The 16636-nt window shown below is 60.3% G+C and carries 15 protein-coding genes; 6 read left to right on the forward strand and 9 right to left on the reverse strand.

Annotated elements, in window-relative coordinates; translation table 11 throughout:
• Positions 1–104 precede the first annotated feature (104 nt).
• The 5 genes from upp to PMI16_RS03625 form a co-directional block, all read right to left on the reverse strand.
• Positions 105–752, reverse strand: coding sequence for a uracil phosphoribosyltransferase (upp, locus tag PMI16_RS03605; protein ID WP_007876503.1), 648 nt, complete (start codon positions 750–752; stop codon positions 105–107).
• Positions 753–844: 92 nt separating this feature from the next.
• On the reverse strand, positions 845–2020 hold the full coding sequence (locus PMI16_RS03610) for an FAD-dependent monooxygenase (RefSeq protein ID WP_007876505.1): 1176 nt from the start codon (positions 2018–2020) through the stop codon (positions 845–847).
• 29 nt (positions 2021–2049) lie between these two features.
• Entirely contained in the window at positions 2050–3396 is a 1347-nt protein-coding gene (gene pepP, locus PMI16_RS03615; protein WP_007876507.1) for a Xaa-Pro aminopeptidase, read from the reverse strand.
• Between the two features lie 28 nt (positions 3397–3424).
• A complete protein-coding gene (gene murU / locus PMI16_RS03620) occupies positions 3425–4135 on the reverse strand; it encodes an N-acetylmuramate alpha-1-phosphate uridylyltransferase MurU (protein ID WP_007876509.1) in 711 nt (236 codons plus the stop codon).
• A 13-nt stretch (positions 4136–4148) separates the two neighbouring features.
• Positions 4149–5177: an aminoglycoside phosphotransferase family protein gene (locus tag PMI16_RS03625; RefSeq protein ID WP_007876520.1), complete on the reverse strand. Its 1029-nt coding sequence runs from the start codon at positions 5175–5177 to the stop codon at positions 4149–4151.
• Positions 5178–5275: 98 nt separating this feature from the next.
• On the opposite strand from PMI16_RS03625, the gene PMI16_RS03630 reads away from it, so the two are divergent.
• Genes PMI16_RS03630 through rsmA form a run of 4 tightly spaced genes read left to right on the forward strand, consistent with a single transcriptional unit; the run spans position 5276 to position 10866 of the window.
• Positions 5276–7570, forward strand: coding sequence for an LPS-assembly protein LptD (locus PMI16_RS03630; protein WP_007876522.1), 2295 nt, complete (start codon positions 5276–5278; stop codon positions 7568–7570).
• A 30-nt stretch (positions 7571–7600) separates the two neighbouring features.
• Positions 7601–9019 carry a peptidylprolyl isomerase gene (locus tag PMI16_RS03635; RefSeq protein WP_007876523.1) on the forward strand — a complete coding sequence of 473 codons (1419 nt, stop codon included), beginning with the start codon at positions 7601–7603 and terminating at the stop codon, positions 9017–9019.
• A 6-nt stretch (positions 9020–9025) separates the two neighbouring features.
• Positions 9026–10084 (forward strand): 4-hydroxythreonine-4-phosphate dehydrogenase PdxA, encoded by a 1059-nt coding sequence (gene pdxA / locus PMI16_RS03640; protein WP_007876525.1) that lies wholly within the window; start codon positions 9026–9028, stop codon positions 10082–10084.
• Positions 10081–10866: a 16S rRNA (adenine(1518)-N(6)/adenine(1519)-N(6))-dimethyltransferase RsmA gene (gene rsmA / locus PMI16_RS03645; RefSeq protein WP_007876526.1), complete on the forward strand. Its 786-nt coding sequence runs from the start codon at positions 10081–10083 to the stop codon at positions 10864–10866. Before pdxA ends, rsmA begins: the two co-directional genes overlap by 4 nt.
• 150 nt (positions 10867–11016) lie before the next feature.
• Here the strand turns inward: rsmA and PMI16_RS03650 are convergent, their stop codons facing one another.
• Entirely contained in the window at positions 11017–11370 is a 354-nt protein-coding gene (locus tag PMI16_RS03650) for a helix-turn-helix domain-containing protein (RefSeq protein WP_007876527.1), read from the reverse strand.
• 517 nt (positions 11371–11887) lie between these two features.
• Here PMI16_RS03650 and PMI16_RS03655 point away from each other — a divergent pair.
• Positions 11888–13600 (forward strand): methyl-accepting chemotaxis protein, encoded by a 1713-nt coding sequence (locus tag PMI16_RS03655; RefSeq protein ID WP_007876528.1) that lies wholly within the window; start codon positions 11888–11890, stop codon positions 13598–13600.
• Between the two features lie 189 nt (positions 13601–13789).
• Positions 13790–14197: a lactoylglutathione lyase gene (gloA, locus tag PMI16_RS03660; RefSeq protein ID WP_007876529.1), complete on the forward strand. Its 408-nt coding sequence runs from the start codon at positions 13790–13792 to the stop codon at positions 14195–14197.
• 113 nt (positions 14198–14310) lie between these two features.
• On the opposite strand, the gene PMI16_RS03665 is transcribed toward gloA, so the two are convergent.
• The 3 genes from PMI16_RS03665 to gmhB form a co-directional block, all read right to left on the reverse strand.
• Positions 14311–15234 carry a M48 family metallopeptidase gene (locus PMI16_RS03665; RefSeq protein WP_007876530.1) on the reverse strand — a complete coding sequence of 308 codons (924 nt, stop codon included), beginning with the start codon at positions 15232–15234 and terminating at the stop codon, positions 14311–14313.
• Positions 15235–15250: 16 nt separating this feature from the next.
• Entirely contained in the window at positions 15251–16003 is a 753-nt protein-coding gene (locus PMI16_RS03670; protein ID WP_007876531.1) for a lysophospholipid acyltransferase family protein, read from the reverse strand.
• Between the two features lie 66 nt (positions 16004–16069).
• Complete coding sequence (gmhB, locus tag PMI16_RS03675) at positions 16070–16627, reverse strand: D-glycero-beta-D-manno-heptose 1,7-bisphosphate 7-phosphatase (RefSeq protein ID WP_007876532.1); 558 nt, start codon at positions 16625–16627, stop codon at positions 16070–16072.
• Positions 16628–16636: the final 9 nt, after the last annotated feature.

Raw genomic sequence — 16636 nt, forward strand, 5'->3', positions numbered from 1 at the left:
TGATCGAGGACATGGTCAAGGCGGTTGAATAAGCCTTGATGCATCGGAAATAAAAGAAGCCGCCGGATTCAAAACCCGGCGGCTTTTCTCATGGAGCGAAGAAATTACTTGGTGCCGAAAATCCGGTCACCGGCATCGCCCAGGCCAGGCACGATGTACGCATGACTGTCCAGGTGCGAATCCAGCGAAGCGACGTACAGTTTCACGTCCGGATGCGCATCCTGGAACACCTGCACGCCTTCCGGCGCTGCCACCAGCGCGACGAAGATGATGTTTTCCGCCGGCACGCCGCGCTTCTTCAGCACGTCGATGGCATGCACGGCGGAGTTGCCGGTCGCCACCATCGGATCGCACAGGATCATGGTGCGGTCTTGCAGGTCGGGCAGGCGCACCAGATATTCCACCGGTTGATGCTGGTCGTTGCGATACACGCCGATATGGCCGACGCGCGCCGAAGGAATCAGTTCCAGCAAGCCGTCGCTCATGCCGATGCCGGCGCGCAGCACCGGCACCACGGCCAGCTTTTTGCCGGCGATGACGGGCGCGTCATAGGTGACCAGCGGGGTCTCGATGGACTCGGTCGTCAGCGGCAGGTCGCGCGTGATTTCGTAGCCCATCAGCAAGGTGATCTCGCGCAGCAGGTCGCGGAAGGTGCGCGTCGAGGTGCGCTTGTCGCGCATGTGCGAGAGCTTGTGCTGGATCAGCGGATGATTGAGGATGAACAGATTGGGGAAGCGGGGATCTTGTTTCATGGTTTTATTCGTTCAGGGCAAGGCCGCGGGCCTGCGGCAATGCTGCATTGTCTCATGCCGGGCGTTGCCTGCAAGGACTCAGGGGGTGAGGCTTAACGCCAGCCGAACATCATTTGTTCGGCCAGAACGCGTTTTGCCGGCGCTACTACATCGATCAGTCCCAGCGAGAAACCCAGCAAGGCCTGTGACGGCGCGCCGTCCGGCGCGCTGGCGAAAACACGCGCCATGAGGTCGGTGAGCCTGATCGTGGCGTTGCGGTCGCGACGCCGCTGGGCAGAGAATTGTTCGAGTGCGGCAGGGCCGGAAGTCGTGCGCGTCAGCGCGCCGGCCAGCACGACGGCGTCGCGCAGGCCCAGATTGAGTCCTTGTCCGGCGACAGGATGCAGGGTTTGCGCAGCGTTGCCGATGGCGACCGTGCGTGCGGAAGCGCCGGGCTCGGCGTTCAGGCCCAGCGGATAACTGTGGCGCGGGCTGCATGAGGAAAAACGGCCGACGCGCCCGCCGAAGGCCTCGCCGAGTTCATGCAGGAACGTTTTTTCATCAAGCGCCAGCAGGCGTTGCGCCGTTTCCGGGCGGGTACACCATACCAGGGCATAGCCGTCGTCCTGCGGCAGCAGCGCCAGCGGGCCTTCGGCGGTAAAACGTTCGAACGCGCGATGGGCAATGCCCGCAGTACTGGCGACGTGCCCGACGATGGCGACCTGAGCGTAGTTGCGTTGCAGCGCCTTGGCGGTTTGCTCCGAGAACACGCCACCCTCGGCCTGCACCACGATGCCGGCGCTGAAGGTGCGGCCGTCCGCCAGTTGCACGTTGGCCTGCAGACCTTGCTCGTCAATCGCGGCAACCTGGGCCGGACGCAGTACGGTGACTCCGGTCGGCCTCAGCGCTGCGGACAAGGCCGTCACCAGTGCGCCGTAACGCACGACGTAACCGAGCGCCGGCAGGCCGTAGTCTTCGCGATTGATCAGCGTGCGACCGAAATGTCCGCGCCGCGAAACGTGGATCTGATCGATCGATGTGACCGACGACGCCATCAATGTCCATGCACCGATTTCATGCAGGATTTGCTGGCTGCCGTGCGAGAGCGCAATTGTGCGCGGATCTTGCGCCGCCTGTTTGGCTGCTTTGGCGTCGATCAGGGCGATGCGCTGCGCCGGCATGCCGCGTTTTTGCAGCAGGGCGGCGACACTGAGGCCGACCGGACCGGCGCCGCAGATGATGACGTCGTAGTCCGGCGGAGCCGGCATGGCGGTGTTGGCGGTGCTCATGGCGAGGGAATACGCATGGCCGGGACGGCTCACGCTGAGCGCATCAGCGCTTCGATCTCGGCGACCTTATTGGGGACTGCGGTGGTCAGGATTTCGCAGCCGTCCGGCGTGACATGGGCATCGTCTTCGATGCGGATGCCGATGTTCCAATATTTCTCCGGCACGCCTTCGGCCGGACGCACGTAGATGCCCGGTTCAACCGTCAGCACCATGCCGGGTTGCAGCGTGCGCCAGGGTTTGTCGCCGTTGCCGTCGGCCGGGTCGCGATATTCGCCGACGTCGTGCACGTCCATGCCCAGCCAGTGGCCGGTGCGGTGCATGTAGAACTGACGGTAGTCGCCCTTGGTGATGACATCGTCGAGCGCGCCGACCTTGTTCTTGTCGAGCAGGCCGGTGTCGAGCATGCCTTGCGCCAGCACGCGCACGGCGGCATCGTGGCCGTCCATGAAGCGCTTGCCGGGACGGATCTCGGCGATCGCGGCGTCTTGCGCGGCCAGGACGATTTCGTACAAGTCTTTTTGCGGACCGGAGAACTTGCCGTTGGCCGGGAAGGTGCGCGTGATGTCGGAGGCGTAGCTGTCGAGTTCGCAACCGGCGTCGATCAGCACCAGGTCGCCGTCCCTGAGTTCGGCGTCGCCGGCGCGGTAGTGCAGCACGCAGGCGTTGGCGCCGGTGGCGACGATGGAGCCGTAGGCCGGGTACTGCGAGCCGTTCTTGCGGAACTCGTGCAGCAGTTCGGCTTCCAGATGATATTCGCGCAGGCCGGGACGCGACAGGCGCATCGCGCGGCAATGCGCTTCGGCGGAGATGATGCCGGCGCGTTGCATGACGTCGATTTCACCGGGGTCCTTGAACAGGCGCATCTCGTCGAGCAGCACGTTGACGTCGACGATGGACGACGGCGTGGATACGCCCGTGCGGCCGAGCGCGCGTACGCTTTGCAACCATTCCTGCACTTGCGCATCGCGTTTGGCGTCATGGCCCAGTGCATAGAAGACGGCAGGCGCATCGGCCAGCAGCCGCGGCATTTCCTTGTTCAGGGCATCCACGGCGAAGGCTTCGTCGAAGCCGAATTGCGTGCGCGCCGCGTCGGGACCGAAGCGGTAGCCATCCCAGATTTCGCGTTCGAGATTCTTGTCGCGGCAGAACAGGATGCTGCGGCTTTCCTTGCCTGGTCCGGCAATCAGGACGATGACGGCTTCCGGTTCGGTGAAGCCGGACAGGTAGTAGAAATAACTGTCGTGACGATAGGGGTAGTCGGCATCGCGATTGCGCATGACTTCGTGCGCGGTCGGGATGATGGCGACGCCGCCGCCCTTTGCTTGCATGTGCGCGATCAGCTTGGCGCGGCGGGCGGTGAAGGAGGCTATGGTCATCTTGGTACTTTCTTCCAGATCATCCGGATTATCTGCCGGCGAGGGGCGTATTCAGTTCTTCCAGCTGTTCGACGGTGCCGACGTTGATCCATTCGCCGCGGTAAATCTCGCCGCCGACCTGGCCGCGCGACGCATATTCGCGCAGCAGCGGTCCGAGCTTGGCGTGTTCGCCCGGCGTGATGGCGTCGAACATCTGCGGACGATACACACCGATGTTGCCGAAGGTGTAGAGCGGCGATCCTTCGTTGGCGATCGAGAAGCTGTTCAACGCGAAATCGCCGGTCGGATGGTGCGGCGGGTTTTTCACCAGATAGATCCAGGCAACGTCGCGCTTGTCCAATGGTATCGGATTTCCCCACAGGTCGTTGTCTTCGAGTACGGTCTTGACCTGCTCGAAGTCGAAATGCGGGATATAGATGTCGCCCGAGATGGCGACGAAAGCTTCTTCGCCCAACAGATGGCGCGCCTTGGCGATGCCGCCGGCGGTTTCCAGCGCCGTGCCTTCGGCCGAATACTGGATACGGGCGCCGAACTGCGAACCGTCGCCCAGCGTTTCTTCAAACTGGTGGCCGAGATGGGCGTGGTTGATGACGATTTCGGTGATGCCGGCGCGCACCAGGTTCAGGATTTGCCAGACGATCAACGGCCGTCCGCGCACTTTCAGCAAGGGTTTGGGGCAGGTGTCGGTCAGCGGGCGCATGCGCTCGCCGCGGCCGGCGGCAAAAATCATCGCTTTCATCGCTGGCGCCGCCTCAGAAGGTGTAGCCGACTTGCGGCGCTTTGTCTTCCAGCTTCTCGATCAGCCTGACCAGCGGCGCCAGGGCGGTGTAACGGCGCGCCGCCTTGAGCGTGTATTCCATGACCAGCGGCATGTCTTTCAGATAAGCGTCCTTGCCGTCGCGATGGTAAAGACGTGCAAAGATTCCAAGGATTTTCAGGTGGCGCTGCAAGCCCATGAATTCGAAGTCGCGATAGAAGGTGTCGATGTCCGGCGCCACCGGCAGGCCGGCGCGCTTGGCGCGTTCCCAGTAGCGGATGACCCAGTCCAGCACCATTTCTTCGTCCCACTGGATATAGGCGTCGCGCAGCAGCGAGACCAGGTCGTAGGTGATCGGTCCGTAGACCGCGTCCTGGAAATCGATGATGCCCGGATTGCCGCTGGCCAGCACCATCAGGTTGCGCGAATGGTAGTCGCGATGGACGTACACCTGTGCCTGCGCCAGATTGTTGGCAAGCAGGGTGTCGAAGACTTTGCCCAGCGCATTTTTTTGCTCGTCGGTCAGCGTTACGTTCAGATGCTTGCCGACGTACCAGTCGGGGAAAAGTTGCAGCTCGCGCAACAGCAGGGCGCGGTCATACTCGGGCAGCACGTCAGGCTTGCTCTGGGTTTGCAGCAGCACCAGCGCGTCGATGGCGTCGATGTACAACTTGTGGGCGGTGTCGTTGTTGAGTTGGTTCAGGTAGGTCGTCGAACCCAGGTCCGACAGCAGCAAAAAGCCGCGTTCGACGTCCTGCGCCAGCACCGCGGGCACCGATACGCCGGTTTTGCCGAAGACCTCGGCGACATGGACAAACGGGCGCACGTCTTCTTGCGGCGGCGGAGCGTCCATGACGATCAGCGTTTTTCCGTCGGGAGTATCCACGCGGAAATAGCGGCGGAAGCTGGCGTCGGCGGAAGCGGGGCGCAGCGTTTCTGCCAGCGTCGGGGTTGCAGTCAGGGTTGGCAGCCATGCTTGCAGCAGGGGCAGACGCGAATCGGCGGGAGAATTATTTAAAGACATGAACAATCAGAGGAATTCGTTTGATGATGTTGAGTTCCCATATAATAAGGGATTAAATCCAAAAAATCGCCTGCCATGGTGTTTGAACGCTTCTTTACATGATCCGCTTTTTTAAGTTTCCATTTGGCCGTTTCGCCGACTTGCGGATGTCGCGTTTTTTTACGTCCCTCGCCTCTCTTGCCGTGGCCGCCTCGGCGACGACCGTTTTACCCGTTTCAGCGCAGGCGCAGACCACCCAGAACACGCAGGACAAACAGCCCGCAGCGACCAATGACAAGGATGCGCCGGTCAATGTCAGCGCCGAACAGATGACAGGCCGTCCGGATCGCCAGATCAATCTTGATCGCGACGTCGAGGTCGTGCGCGGCGAAACCACCATCAAGTCGGACAAGGCGGAATACCGCATCATCAAGGATGAAGTCGAAGCCACCGGGCACGTCTGGATGAAGCGTCTGCAGGATCGTTACACCGGCGACAAGGCGGTGATGAACATGGATTCGGGCAAGGGTTATGTGACCAACCCGACTTATCTGTTCGGTAAAAACGGCGGGCGCGGCAACGCGGAAAAAATCGACTTCCTGTCCGACGATCAGGCCCTGGTGACCCAGGGAACCTACAGCACCTGTGAAGCGCTCGATCCGGATTGGTATATCCGGGCATCGACGCTCGACCTCGACAGCGGTCGCGACGTCGGCACGATGCACAGCGGCCTGGTGTATTTCAAAGGCGTGCCGATTCTCGGTGCGCCGTTGATGTCTTTCCCGTTGTCGGGCGAACGCAAGTCGGGCGTATTGCCGCCGACTTTCGGCGTGACCAGTACCGGTGGCGCGGAACTGACGGTGCCTTATTATTTCAATATCGCGCCCAACCGCGATCTGACTTTGTATCCGCGCTATATTGCGCGCCGTGGCCTGATGCTGGGAGCGGATGCCCGCTATCTCGGTGAAACCTATTCCGGCGAGACCAAAGTAGAAGGCATACAAGACCGCGTCACCGGAACCGGACGCTATTCGCTCTCAACACTGCATTCGCAGACCTTGGCGCCTAACCTGAAGTTTGCCTGGAACGTCAACAAGGCTTCCGACAACGACTATCCGAGCGACTTCTCTCAATCGGTAGCCACCAGCTCACAGCGCCTGTTGCTGCGCGATGTCAGTCTCACCTACACGGGAACGTACTGGAACGCAGCCGGACATGTGACGAAGTATCAGTTGCTCCAGGACGTCAATAGTCCGATACAAAAGCCCTATGATCGCCTGCCGCAATTGACGCTGACTGCGGCACGTCAGGATGTCGGCGGTTTCGATCTCAATTTCGCTTCCGAATTCGCGCGTTTCTCGAATACGTACACCACCGGGACGAGCACTGGTTCCGATATGGTCGGCGGCGACCGCATGTATGCGACGCCGTCGATTTCTTATCCGATCATTCGCCCCGGCTATTTCATTACGCCCAAGGCAACTCTGGATGCGACCACCTATCGCCTCAACAATGTGGCAGCGGGGGCGCCTACCAGCCTGACGCGGGTCGTGCCGACCTATTCGCTGGATGCGGGCATGACCTTTGAGCGCGAGACGAACTTTTTTGGGCGCGACATGACCCAGACATTGGAGCCGCGCCTGTTTTACGTGCGCACGCCTTACCGCGATCAAAGCCAGTATCCGAACTTCGATTCGGGTCTGGCGGATTTCAATTTTGCACAGATATTCAGCGAAAACCGCTTTGTCGGCCATGACCGCATCAGTGACGCCAATCAGATTACCGGTGCGCTGGTGTCTCGATTCATCGAAGAGAATGGCCTTGAGCGCCTGCGTGCAGCGATTGGCCAACGGTTCTATATTTCCGATCCGAAAGTCACACTGGACGGCACGACATCGACGATCAGCGGCAGCAAATCCGATCTGTTGCTGTCGCTGGGCGGTCAGATCACGAACAAGCTGTCGCTCGACAATACCGTGCAATACAGCGAGACCTTGCGTCAGATGGTGCGTTCGACATTCGGCGGCCGTTGGCAACCGGCGCCGAAGAAGGTGTTGAATCTGACCTACCGCCTCGACCGGACCAACTCCAGCGGCTTGCTCAAGCAATTTGACGTGTCCGGTCAATGGCCGATCTCGCAACGCTGGTATGCTGTGAGCCGCATCAACTATTCCATTCCCGACAAGACCGTTGCGGAAGGCTTGCTGGGCATGGAATACCAAGCCGATTGCTGGGTATTCCGTCTGGTTGCACAACGCATTCCGACGTCTTCGTCCAAAGCGTCGACGTCGTTCTTTATCCAGCTTGAGCTCAACGGCTTCTCGAAAATCGGTTCGAACCCGATGGATGCATTGAAGAGCAGTATCCCCGGCTATCAGATCATCAATAAGCCGGATGACATTACACGTTATTAATCGATATTTTTTATGAACGCTTCCTTCTCCATGCGCAATCATTCTTCTGTACGTATCACGTCCGGCATCGTTTCGTTGTGCATGTCGCTCGGCATGATCGGCAGCGCCCAGGCGCAATCCGCGACGACGGCAACGCCTGCCGTTCCCGGGTTGACGCCGCCGACGGTCAATCCGGCCCCGGCAGCCCCGGCAGCCGCACCATCGAGAACGCCGCGTCCGGTGGACTCGATTCTTGTCGTGGTCAACAACGAAGTGATCACCCGGCAGGAGCTTGCTGATCGTCTGCGCCAGGTGGAAAAACGCCTGACCGCGCAAGGCATGGCATTGCCAGCGCGCACGCAGTTGCAGAGTCAGTTGCTAGACCGCATGATCGTTGAGCGCGCACAGACGCAAATGGCCAAGGAAAACGGCATTGTTGTCGATGACACCATGTTGGACCGGGCGGTATCCCGCATCGCGGAACAGAACAAATTATCGATGGCGGATTTCCGCGTCCAGCTTGAAAAAGAAGGCATGGATTTCCCCGCGTTCCGCGAAGACATCCGCCGTGAAATCATCATGCAACGCCTGCGCGAGCGTGAAGTCGACAACAAGGTGCAGGTCACCGAGTCCGAGGTGGACAACTATCTGGCATCGGAATCCAACGCGGCAAACAAGCATGAAGACCTCAACCTGGCGCAAATCCTGATCCGCGTGCCGGAAAACGCTTCGCCGGAACAGGTTGCCGCGCGCCGCCAGCGTGCTGAAGAGGTATTGCGCCAGTTGAAGACCGGCGCCGATTTCGCCAAAACCGCTGCGACCTACTCCGACGGCAGTGATGCCTTGAACGGCGGCGATCTCGGCTGGCGCGGGCAGGACCGCTTGCCGCAATTGTTTATCGACGCGGTGGCCAGCCTGAAACCTGGCGAAGTGTCGGCCATCGTCAAGAGCGGCAACGGCTTCCATATCATCAAGCTGGTTGACCGTCGCGCCACCGCCACTGCCAAGGCCAACGCGCCGGCAGTCGAGCAAACGCATGCGCGCCATATCCTGATCAAAGTCAATCAGGTCGTCTCGGCCGCCGAAGCGCGCCGCAAATTGCTGGAGCTGAAAGAGCGCCTGGATCACAAGGCGGCGACGTTCGAAGAGTTGGCCAAGCTGTATTCCAACGATCTGTCGGCCTCCAAGGGCGGCGATCTGGGCTGGATTTATCCAGGCGACACCGTGCCGGAGTTCGAGCGCGCCATGAACGAACTGAAGCCGGGAGAAGTCAGCCAGCCGATTGAATCGCCGTTCGGCTATCACCTGATCCAGGTGGTGGAACGCAAGACCGACGATGCGTCGCAAGAGCGCGCGCGCGCAGCGGCGCGTCAGGCCCTCCGCGAACGCAAGATCGACGAAGCGACCGAAGACTGGCTGCGCCAGCTGCGCGATCGCGCTTATGTCGAATTCCGCACCGACGACAACTGATTGCCGATGTCCGAACTTCCCTCCGCAACGCGTTCTGAACCTCGCCGGCGTCCGACGCTGGCGATCACTTGCGGAGAGCCGGCCGGCATAGGGCCGGAGATTTCCATCCGGGCCGCATGGGAGTTGCGCGCCGAAGTGCGCAGCGTGCTGCTGGGCGACGCCGCCTTTCTGGCGCAGACGGCGCACGCGCTGGACGCATCCATTGCCTTGTCGGCATTGTCCCTGCAAGCGTTTCGCAACACCGGGCTGCCCGATTTCCCGCAAGATCGCCTGATCGTCATCGATTGTCCCGTCAACGAACCGGTGGTGCCGGGCGTGCTCGACGCGCGCAACGGCCGCGCGGTGTTGCAGACGCTCGATGTCGCGGTCGAAGGCGCACTGCAAAAACATTTTGACGCCATCGTCACGGCGCCGCTGCAAAAAAGCACGATCAACGACGCCGGCGTGCCGTTCACGGGCCATACAGAATACCTTGCCGAACGTACCGCCACGCCCCAGGTCGTCATGATGCTGGCCGGCGGCGAAGCGCCGCACCTGCGCGTTGCGTTGGCGACGACGCATCTGGCCCTCAAGGACGTACCGGCGGCGATTACCTTCGACAGCCTGAGCCGCACGCTCGACATCATCCATGCCGATCTGCGCGACAAGTTCGGCATTGCAAAGCCGCGCATTCTTGTCACCGGCCTGAATCCGCATGCAGGCGAAAACGGTTATCTCGGCCGCGAAGAAATCGACGTCATCATTCCGACGCTGGATGCGGCCAAAGCGCGCGGCATGGATGTGGCCGGTCCCTATCCCGCCGACACGCTGTTCCAGCAAAAATATCTCGAGCACGCCGACTGCGTGCTCGCCATGTATCACGATCAGGGCTTGCCGGTACTCAAATTCGCCAGCTTCGGCCAGGGCGTCAACATCACGCTCGGCCTGCCGCTCATCCGCACTTCCGTCGACCACGGCACGGCGCTGGATCTGGCCGCCAAGGGCCTGGGCGAAGCCGATCACGGCAGCATGGTCGAAGCCATCAGGACCGCGGCGCTCATGGCCCGCGCCAAGAATTTTCTATGAAACACATCGCCCGCAAACGCTTCGGCCAGAATTTCCTGACCGATCAGACCGTCCTGTACGACATCATCAGCGCCATCGCGCCGAAAAAGGACGACATCATGGTCGAGATCGGACCCGGCCTGGCGGCCATGACCAGCCTGTTGCTGGAGTCGCTCGATCACATGCACGTGGTCGAACTCGATCGCGATCTGGTGGCTAGGCTGCAAAAGCAATTCAGCCCGCAACGGCTGCAGGTGCATTCCGCTGATGCGCTGAAGTTCGACTTCACCTCGATTCCGGTGCCGGCGGGACGCAAGCTGCGCGTGGTCGGCAACTTGCCGTACAACATTTCCAGCCCTTTGCTGTTCCATCTCGCCGAACTGGCGCCGCATGTCCAGGATCAGCATTTCATGCTGCAAAAGGAAGTGGTGGAGCGCATGGTCGCCGCACCCGGCGGCAAGGCCTTCGGGCGTCTGTCCGTGATGCTGCAATGGCGCTACTACATGGAGCTCATGTTCGTGGTGCCGCCGACGGCGTTTGATCCGCCGCCGCGCGTGGATTCCGCCATCGTCCGCATGATTCCGCTGGCGCAGCCTCTCGAATGCGATCAGGCCGTGCTGGAAGAAGTGGTAACCAAGGCGTTTTCGCAGCGTCGCAAGGTGATTCGCAATTGCGTGGCGGGACTGCTGACGGAAGCCGATCTGGTGGAAGCCGGCATCGATCCGCAAGCCCGGCCGGAAGCAGTGCCGACGGAACAATTCGTCGCGCTGGCCAACGTGCTGAAGAAAAAACGCGCGGCCTGACTCGGGCATGGCGGTACGCTGTGGTTTGCCGATGGCAAGCAATGTCTTGCTTGCTCTGCATCTTCTTAGAACTCATTTCATAAATAGGCGTGAGTGCGAGCTTGCCCTGTTTGGGAAGAACGCATCTCACGCCTATTTATGAAATGAGTTCTACTTGCGCGTCGCCTTGAGCAGTAAATCCATGAAGTCCACCGTCAGTTCCTGATCTTGCGTGGACAATAAAACAAATCGCGACAAGGCGTCTTCCAATCTTGCCGCCGAGACTTTGCCGGCGACGCTTGCCGGTTTGACGGGGTGGAGGTTTTGTTCCGCGATAAGATAGAGCGAAGAGACCGGCACGTCCAGCGCCTTGGCCACATTCTCAAGCATGTCGGGAGTCAGGCGCTGCTTGTCGCGCTCGACGCGGGATAAGTTGGCTGCGTCCGTGCCCGCGACCAATGCGATTTCTTCCAGGCTCGCTTTTCGCTCTTTGCGTATCTTGCGTAGGACTTGGCCAATATTCATTTACCAATTCTCCTGCCAACATTGCGTAACGCGCAAAGTTCTTCGGACAAATTTTTTGTTAAAATATTGCGTATAGCGCAAATTATTCGCGCCCAACCAAGGCTGGCAAGCAAAAAAACAATTGCGCGAGGCATCGTCGAAATGTGATTGTGGGAACTGCGCCACGATGCGTGCTTCGACGTTTGCATCAGTCATTGCAAATTGTGTCGGCTCGACGACAACCTGGTGCCGGACGAAATGACATCCTGATCGGTACGGCTGGCCAGGGGTATCGGGAATTTCCTGATGGCCCGGAACGGTCACGCTGGCTAATCTGCGCAAGAATTGCCGCCCGTCAATACGGTCTCAATGCAATATCGCAAAAAGTGCCGATCATGCATCCGCAGTGGTTGAAGCCCGACTTTTCGGCGCGTAGTATCGGCAGTGCGCTGAACATGATTCACCAAACAGCACGCGCCAGCCGTCAACCAGTACGTTTATCAGCACTTCGCACTTCAACAGATGAAAGGGGAAATGTATGCGCTTAACGAACTTGAAGATCGGGGCACGCCTGAGTGCCGGATTCGGATTCCTGGTAGTGCTGCTGGTGGCGATGGCGCTGCTCGGCGTGGCTCGCCTGTCGGCGCTCAACGAGCAGATGGACGAGGTCATCAACGACAAATATCCCAAGACGGTGCTGGCCAACGACATCATCAAAAACGTCAACGTCATTGCGCGCTCGTCGCGCAATGTCTTGCTGATGACGGACGCCGACGACATCGGCAAGGAAATGCAGGCGATCCGGCAAGCCAGCGACAACACCAAGGGCGCGCTGGAAAAACTCGACGTGCTGGTGACGGGCGACAAGGGGCGCGCGCTGATCAAGACCATCATGGATGCGCGCACGCAGTACAACCTCGGCCGCGATGAAGTTTTACGGCTGGTCGTCGCCGGTGCCAAGAACGAAGCCACGATGTTGTTGCTGCAAACCGTGCGACCTTTGCAATTGACTTACATGACGGCGATCGAGGCGTTGATCTCGCATCAGAACGAACTGATGCAGACGGCCGGCAAGGAAGTCACGGATGAATACAGGGAAGCGCGCGATCTGGTGATCGCATTGAGCGTGATCGCCATGGTCTTCGCCGGACTGACCGCATGGCTGGTCACCCGCAGTATCACCTCGCCGTTGAGCCGCGCCGTCAAGGTGGCCGAAACCGTCGCCGCCGGCGATCTGACCTCGCAGTTCGACGCCAGCAGCAAGGACGAAACCGGTCAGCTGTTACGGGCGCTGCGTTCCATGAACGACAACCTGCTCAATATCGTCAGCCAGGTGCGCCACGGCACGGACACGATTGCCACCGCTTCTTCGCAAATCGCGACCGGCAATCTCGATCTCTCCAGCCGCACCGAACAACAAGCCAGCTCGCTGGAAGAAACCGCGTCGTCGATGGAAGAACTGACTTCCACCGTCAAGCAAAATGCCGAGAACGCGCGCCAGGCGAATCAGCTTGCCGTGTCGGCCTCGGCAGTGGCCGTCGAAGGCGGCAGCGTAGTCGGCAAAGTAGTGCACACCATGGAGTCGATCAATGCATCGTCGAGGAAGATCGTCGACATCATCAGCGTGATTGACGGCATCGCCTTCCAGACCAATATCCTGGCGTTGAACGCGGCAGTGGAAGCGGCGCGTGCCGGAGAACAGGGGCGCGGTTTCGCCGTTGTCGCGTCGGAAGTGCGCACGCTGGCGCAACGCAGCGCCGCAGCGGCAAAAGAAATCAAATCCTTGATCGACGACTCGGTGGAAAAAGTGGATTCCGGCAGCAAGCTGGTCGAGCAAGCGGGCCAAACCATGAACGAAGTGGTCGCCAGCGTCAGGCGCGTCACTGATATCGTCGGCGAGATCACCGAAGCCAGCCGCGAACAAAGCGAAGGCATCGAGCAGGTCAACCAGGCCGTCACGCAAATGGATCAGGTGACCCAGCAAAACGCCGCGCTGGTGGAAGAAGCCGCCGCCGCCGCGCAATCGCTGCAGGACCAGGCCAGCAATTTGTCGCAGATCGTCGGCGTGTTCAAGATCGACAGCAACCGTCTGGCGCATGAATCGTCGACACCCCCGTCCGCCGCACCTCGTTCGCACGATGTAACACCCCGGGCGCCGACGTTGGCACGCAAGGAGGATGCGCCGCGTCTGCCGGCAGCACGTACGGTTGCGGCAACAACCGCCAAAGAAGACGACTGGGAACAGTTCTAAGCAGTACTCTGCATGCCGGGGCAGGCATCAAATGATCCGGTCAGGCTGATGTCGCATCAGCCTGCGCCGGCGGCAGCGTCGCTGAAGGATATCAGGCCTGTACGATAGCGATGCCTCTCCTTCCGGCAAGTCGCGCCGAACAGCGCTACAATCTTGCACTCCGATAAGTTCTCAGGCAAAAGGCTCACTATGCGTATTCTGCACACCATGCTGCGGGTTGGCGATCTGCAGCGTTCCATCGATTTTTATACCAAGGTATTAGGCATGAAGTTGCTGCGCACCAGCGACAACGCGGAATACAAATACACCCTGGCTTTCCTCGGCTACGGCAGCAACCCGGAGCACGCCGAGCTGGAGTTGACCTACAACTACGGCGTCGAGAAGTACGAAATGGGCACGGCCTACGGCCATATCGCCGTCTCGGTGGACGACGCCTACAAGGCTTGCGATGCGGCGCGCCACTCCGGCGGCAACGTGACGCGCGAAGCCGGCCCGGTCAAGGGCGGAACCACCGTGATCGCGTTTGTGACGGATCCGGACGGCTACAAGATTGAATTTATCGAGCGTAAAGACAGCGAGCCTGGTCAGGGGCTGTAATCGGATTCTGCAATGCGCAATGCTGGTAGGTGGCAGCGGCTTGCAGTAAAAAGAAAAGGCCTGCTCGCATCGGCGCGATGACGTGACGCATGCGAGCAGGCCCGATCAGGGGATCAGAAAATCGGCAGGGTTTCCGGCGCGCTCTCGCGCAATGCCCGCTTTGCCGTTTCAAACTCAGGAAAGATCGATTGCACCGTCGCCCAGAAGCGCGGGCTGTGGTTCATCTCGCGCAGGTGCGACAGTTCGTGCGCGATGACGTAATCGATCAGCGGCAGGGCGAAATGCATCAACCGCCAGTTCAGGCGTATGCGTCCGTCGGCAGTGCAGGAGCCCCATTGCGTCGTTGCCGACGACAGTGCGAAGGACTGATACGTGACGCCCAGTTTCTCCGCATACACCGGCAGGCGGGCGGCGAAGGTTTCCTTGGCGCGCGCTTGCAGCCAGCCTTGCACGCGATCTTTCAATTGCTGTTCGCCGGCGTCTGCCGGCAGGCCGACAGTCAATTCCAGCGTTTCTTCGTCGTACGCGATACCGGCAGCCTGATGGGCGCGGATGCGCAGCGTGACGTCCTGGCCCAGATACGGGAGGGTCGCGCCGTCGCGCCATTGCATCTGCGGTTGCAGGCGGCGTGCCGAGCGTTCGCGGCGCTCGTTGAGTTTGCTGAAGATCCAGCGCTGCTTTTCGCGGATGGCGTTCTCGATCTCGCCCAGCGTCACCCATTTCGGCGCCGTCACGCGCAAGCCTTCGTCGCTGATCAGGAAACCGATCGAGCGGCGCTTCGAGCGCAGCAGCGCATAGTCGATATGGTGTTCGCCCAGTTGGATGCGGCGCATGCCGTCGGCGGGGCGGCCGATCGGCGGCGACATCGGCGGCAACGGAGACTGATGCGTCAGCTCCGGCGCAGGGATGGATGGCTCGGGTTCGACAAACGCCGGTGGCGGGTTTTCCTGCTTCGTCTCAAGCGGCGTCGGAGTGAAGAAATCCAGTTGCAGCGTCAGCTGGTTAGGATCGGGCTGTGAATGACGAAGCAGTTTCAATGTAGTGGGGCCGATGTTAGTCTTTTATCTGGTCAACGGCGGCGTAGACCGCCGGGGAAATCACGCGCATCTCCGATTCTATCCAATTTTCCACGCGTTGGCTTAATTGTGCGGGATCCAGGCCTTCCGGCGAGATCGGCTTGCCGATCGATACGGTAATGATTCCCGGTTTTTTGATGAACGAGCCCTTGGGCCAGCATTCGCCTGCATTGACCGCCATCGGCACGACCGGCGTGTTGGTTTCCACCGCCAGGCGCGAACCGCCGTGCTTGTATTTACCGGTCTGGCCGACCGGAATGCGCGTGCCTTCCGGAAACATGATCACCCACTGGCCGTCGGCCAGGCGCTTGCGGCCTTGCACCACCACTTGGGCGAAGGCATCGCGACCCTTGCTGCGATCGATCGGAATCATGCGCAGCAGCGCGATGCCCCAGCCGAAGAAGGGAATATAGGTCAGCTCTTTCTTGAACACGAACACCAGCGGACGCGGCATGGTGATCACGTAGAAAATCGTTTCCCATGCCGACTGATGCTTGGACAACAGGATCACCGGCGCATCGGGAAGATTCTCCATGCCCTTGATCTGATAGCGGATGCCGCAGATCACGCGCGCCGCCCAGATCACCATGACGTTCCAGCGCGAGGTCAGGTAATAACGCTTGGCGTACGGGAACGGCGCAAACAGGATGCAGGCCATCGACCAGACCATGGTCACGACGGCCATGAACAATGTGAACAGAACGGAACGCAAAAACAGGTTGATACGCAAAATTCAATCTCCCTTGTACGATTCGGCCGGACCCGCGGCGACTGCGAGGCGAGGTCCGGGCAGAACCTAAACCGACACTTCTACCGGCGCTTTTAAGATGAAGTCGACCACGCCGGCGAGATCGGGATAAACGAGCGTTCCCGGCGGCAGGCCGCCTTTTTCGCGCGTCTTTTCGCCCTTGCCGGTCAGCACCAGATAGGGCGCGCAGCCGGCCTTGAAACCGGCCTGCAGGTCGCGCAGCGAATCGCCGACGGTGATCACGCCGCCGCGCAGGCTGACGCCGAAACGCTTGGCGATTTCGTTGAACATGCCTTCCTTGGGTTTGCGGCAATCGCAATTGTCGTCGGCGGCATGCGGGCAGAAAAACACGGCGTCGATATCCGCGCCCACCTGCTGCGCGGCGTTGTGCATCTTCTGATGGATCGCATTGAGCGTCATCATGTCGAACAATCCTCGTCCGACGCCGGACTGATTGGTCGCCACCACCACGCGATATCCCGCCTGATTAAGGCGGGCTATCGCTTCCAGCGAACCCTTGATGGGAATCCACTCTTGCGGCGACTTGATGAACGCATCCGAGTCGTGATTGATCACGCCATCGCGATCCAGAATGATCAGCTTCATGTTTTCTTA

Source organism: Herbaspirillum sp. CF444 (assembly GCF_000282135.1).
In the GTDB taxonomy this organism is placed as follows: Bacteria; Pseudomonadota; Gammaproteobacteria; order Burkholderiales; family Burkholderiaceae_D; genus Herbaspirillum.

What these genes read in the sequence shown, in the direction of transcription:
- upp (WP_007876503.1), bottom strand. Translation starts at nt 752, where the DNA reads ATGAAACAAGATCCCCGCTTCCCCAATCTGTTCATCCTCAATCATCCG.
- PMI16_RS03610 (WP_007876505.1), bottom strand. Translation starts at nt 2,020, where the DNA reads ATGAGCACCGCCAACACCGCCATGCCGGCTCCGCCGGACTACGACGTC.
- pepP (WP_007876507.1), bottom strand. Translation starts at nt 3,396, where the DNA reads ATGACCATAGCCTCCTTCACCGCCCGCCGCGCCAAGCTGATCGCGCAC.
- murU (WP_007876509.1), bottom strand. Translation starts at nt 4,135, where the DNA reads ATGAAAGCGATGATTTTTGCCGCCGGCCGCGGCGAGCGCATGCGCCCG.
- PMI16_RS03625 (WP_007876520.1), bottom strand. Translation starts at nt 5,177, where the DNA reads ATGTCTTTAAATAATTCTCCCGCCGATTCGCGTCTGCCCCTGCTGCAA.
- PMI16_RS03630 (WP_007876522.1), top strand. Translation starts at nt 5,276, where the DNA reads ATGATCCGCTTTTTTAAGTTTCCATTTGGCCGTTTCGCCGACTTGCGG.
- PMI16_RS03635 (WP_007876523.1), top strand. Translation starts at nt 7,601, where the DNA reads ATGCGCAATCATTCTTCTGTACGTATCACGTCCGGCATCGTTTCGTTG.
- pdxA (WP_007876525.1), top strand. Translation starts at nt 9,026, where the DNA reads ATGTCCGAACTTCCCTCCGCAACGCGTTCTGAACCTCGCCGGCGTCCG.
- rsmA (WP_007876526.1), top strand. Translation starts at nt 10,081, where the DNA reads ATGAAACACATCGCCCGCAAACGCTTCGGCCAGAATTTCCTGACCGAT.
- PMI16_RS03650 (WP_007876527.1), bottom strand. Translation starts at nt 11,370, where the DNA reads ATGAATATTGGCCAAGTCCTACGCAAGATACGCAAAGAGCGAAAAGCG.
- PMI16_RS03655 (WP_007876528.1), top strand. Translation starts at nt 11,888, where the DNA reads ATGCGCTTAACGAACTTGAAGATCGGGGCACGCCTGAGTGCCGGATTC.
- gloA (WP_007876529.1), top strand. Translation starts at nt 13,790, where the DNA reads ATGCGTATTCTGCACACCATGCTGCGGGTTGGCGATCTGCAGCGTTCC.
- gmhB (WP_007876532.1), bottom strand. Translation starts at nt 16,627, where the DNA reads ATGAAGCTGATCATTCTGGATCGCGATGGCGTGATCAATCACGACTCG.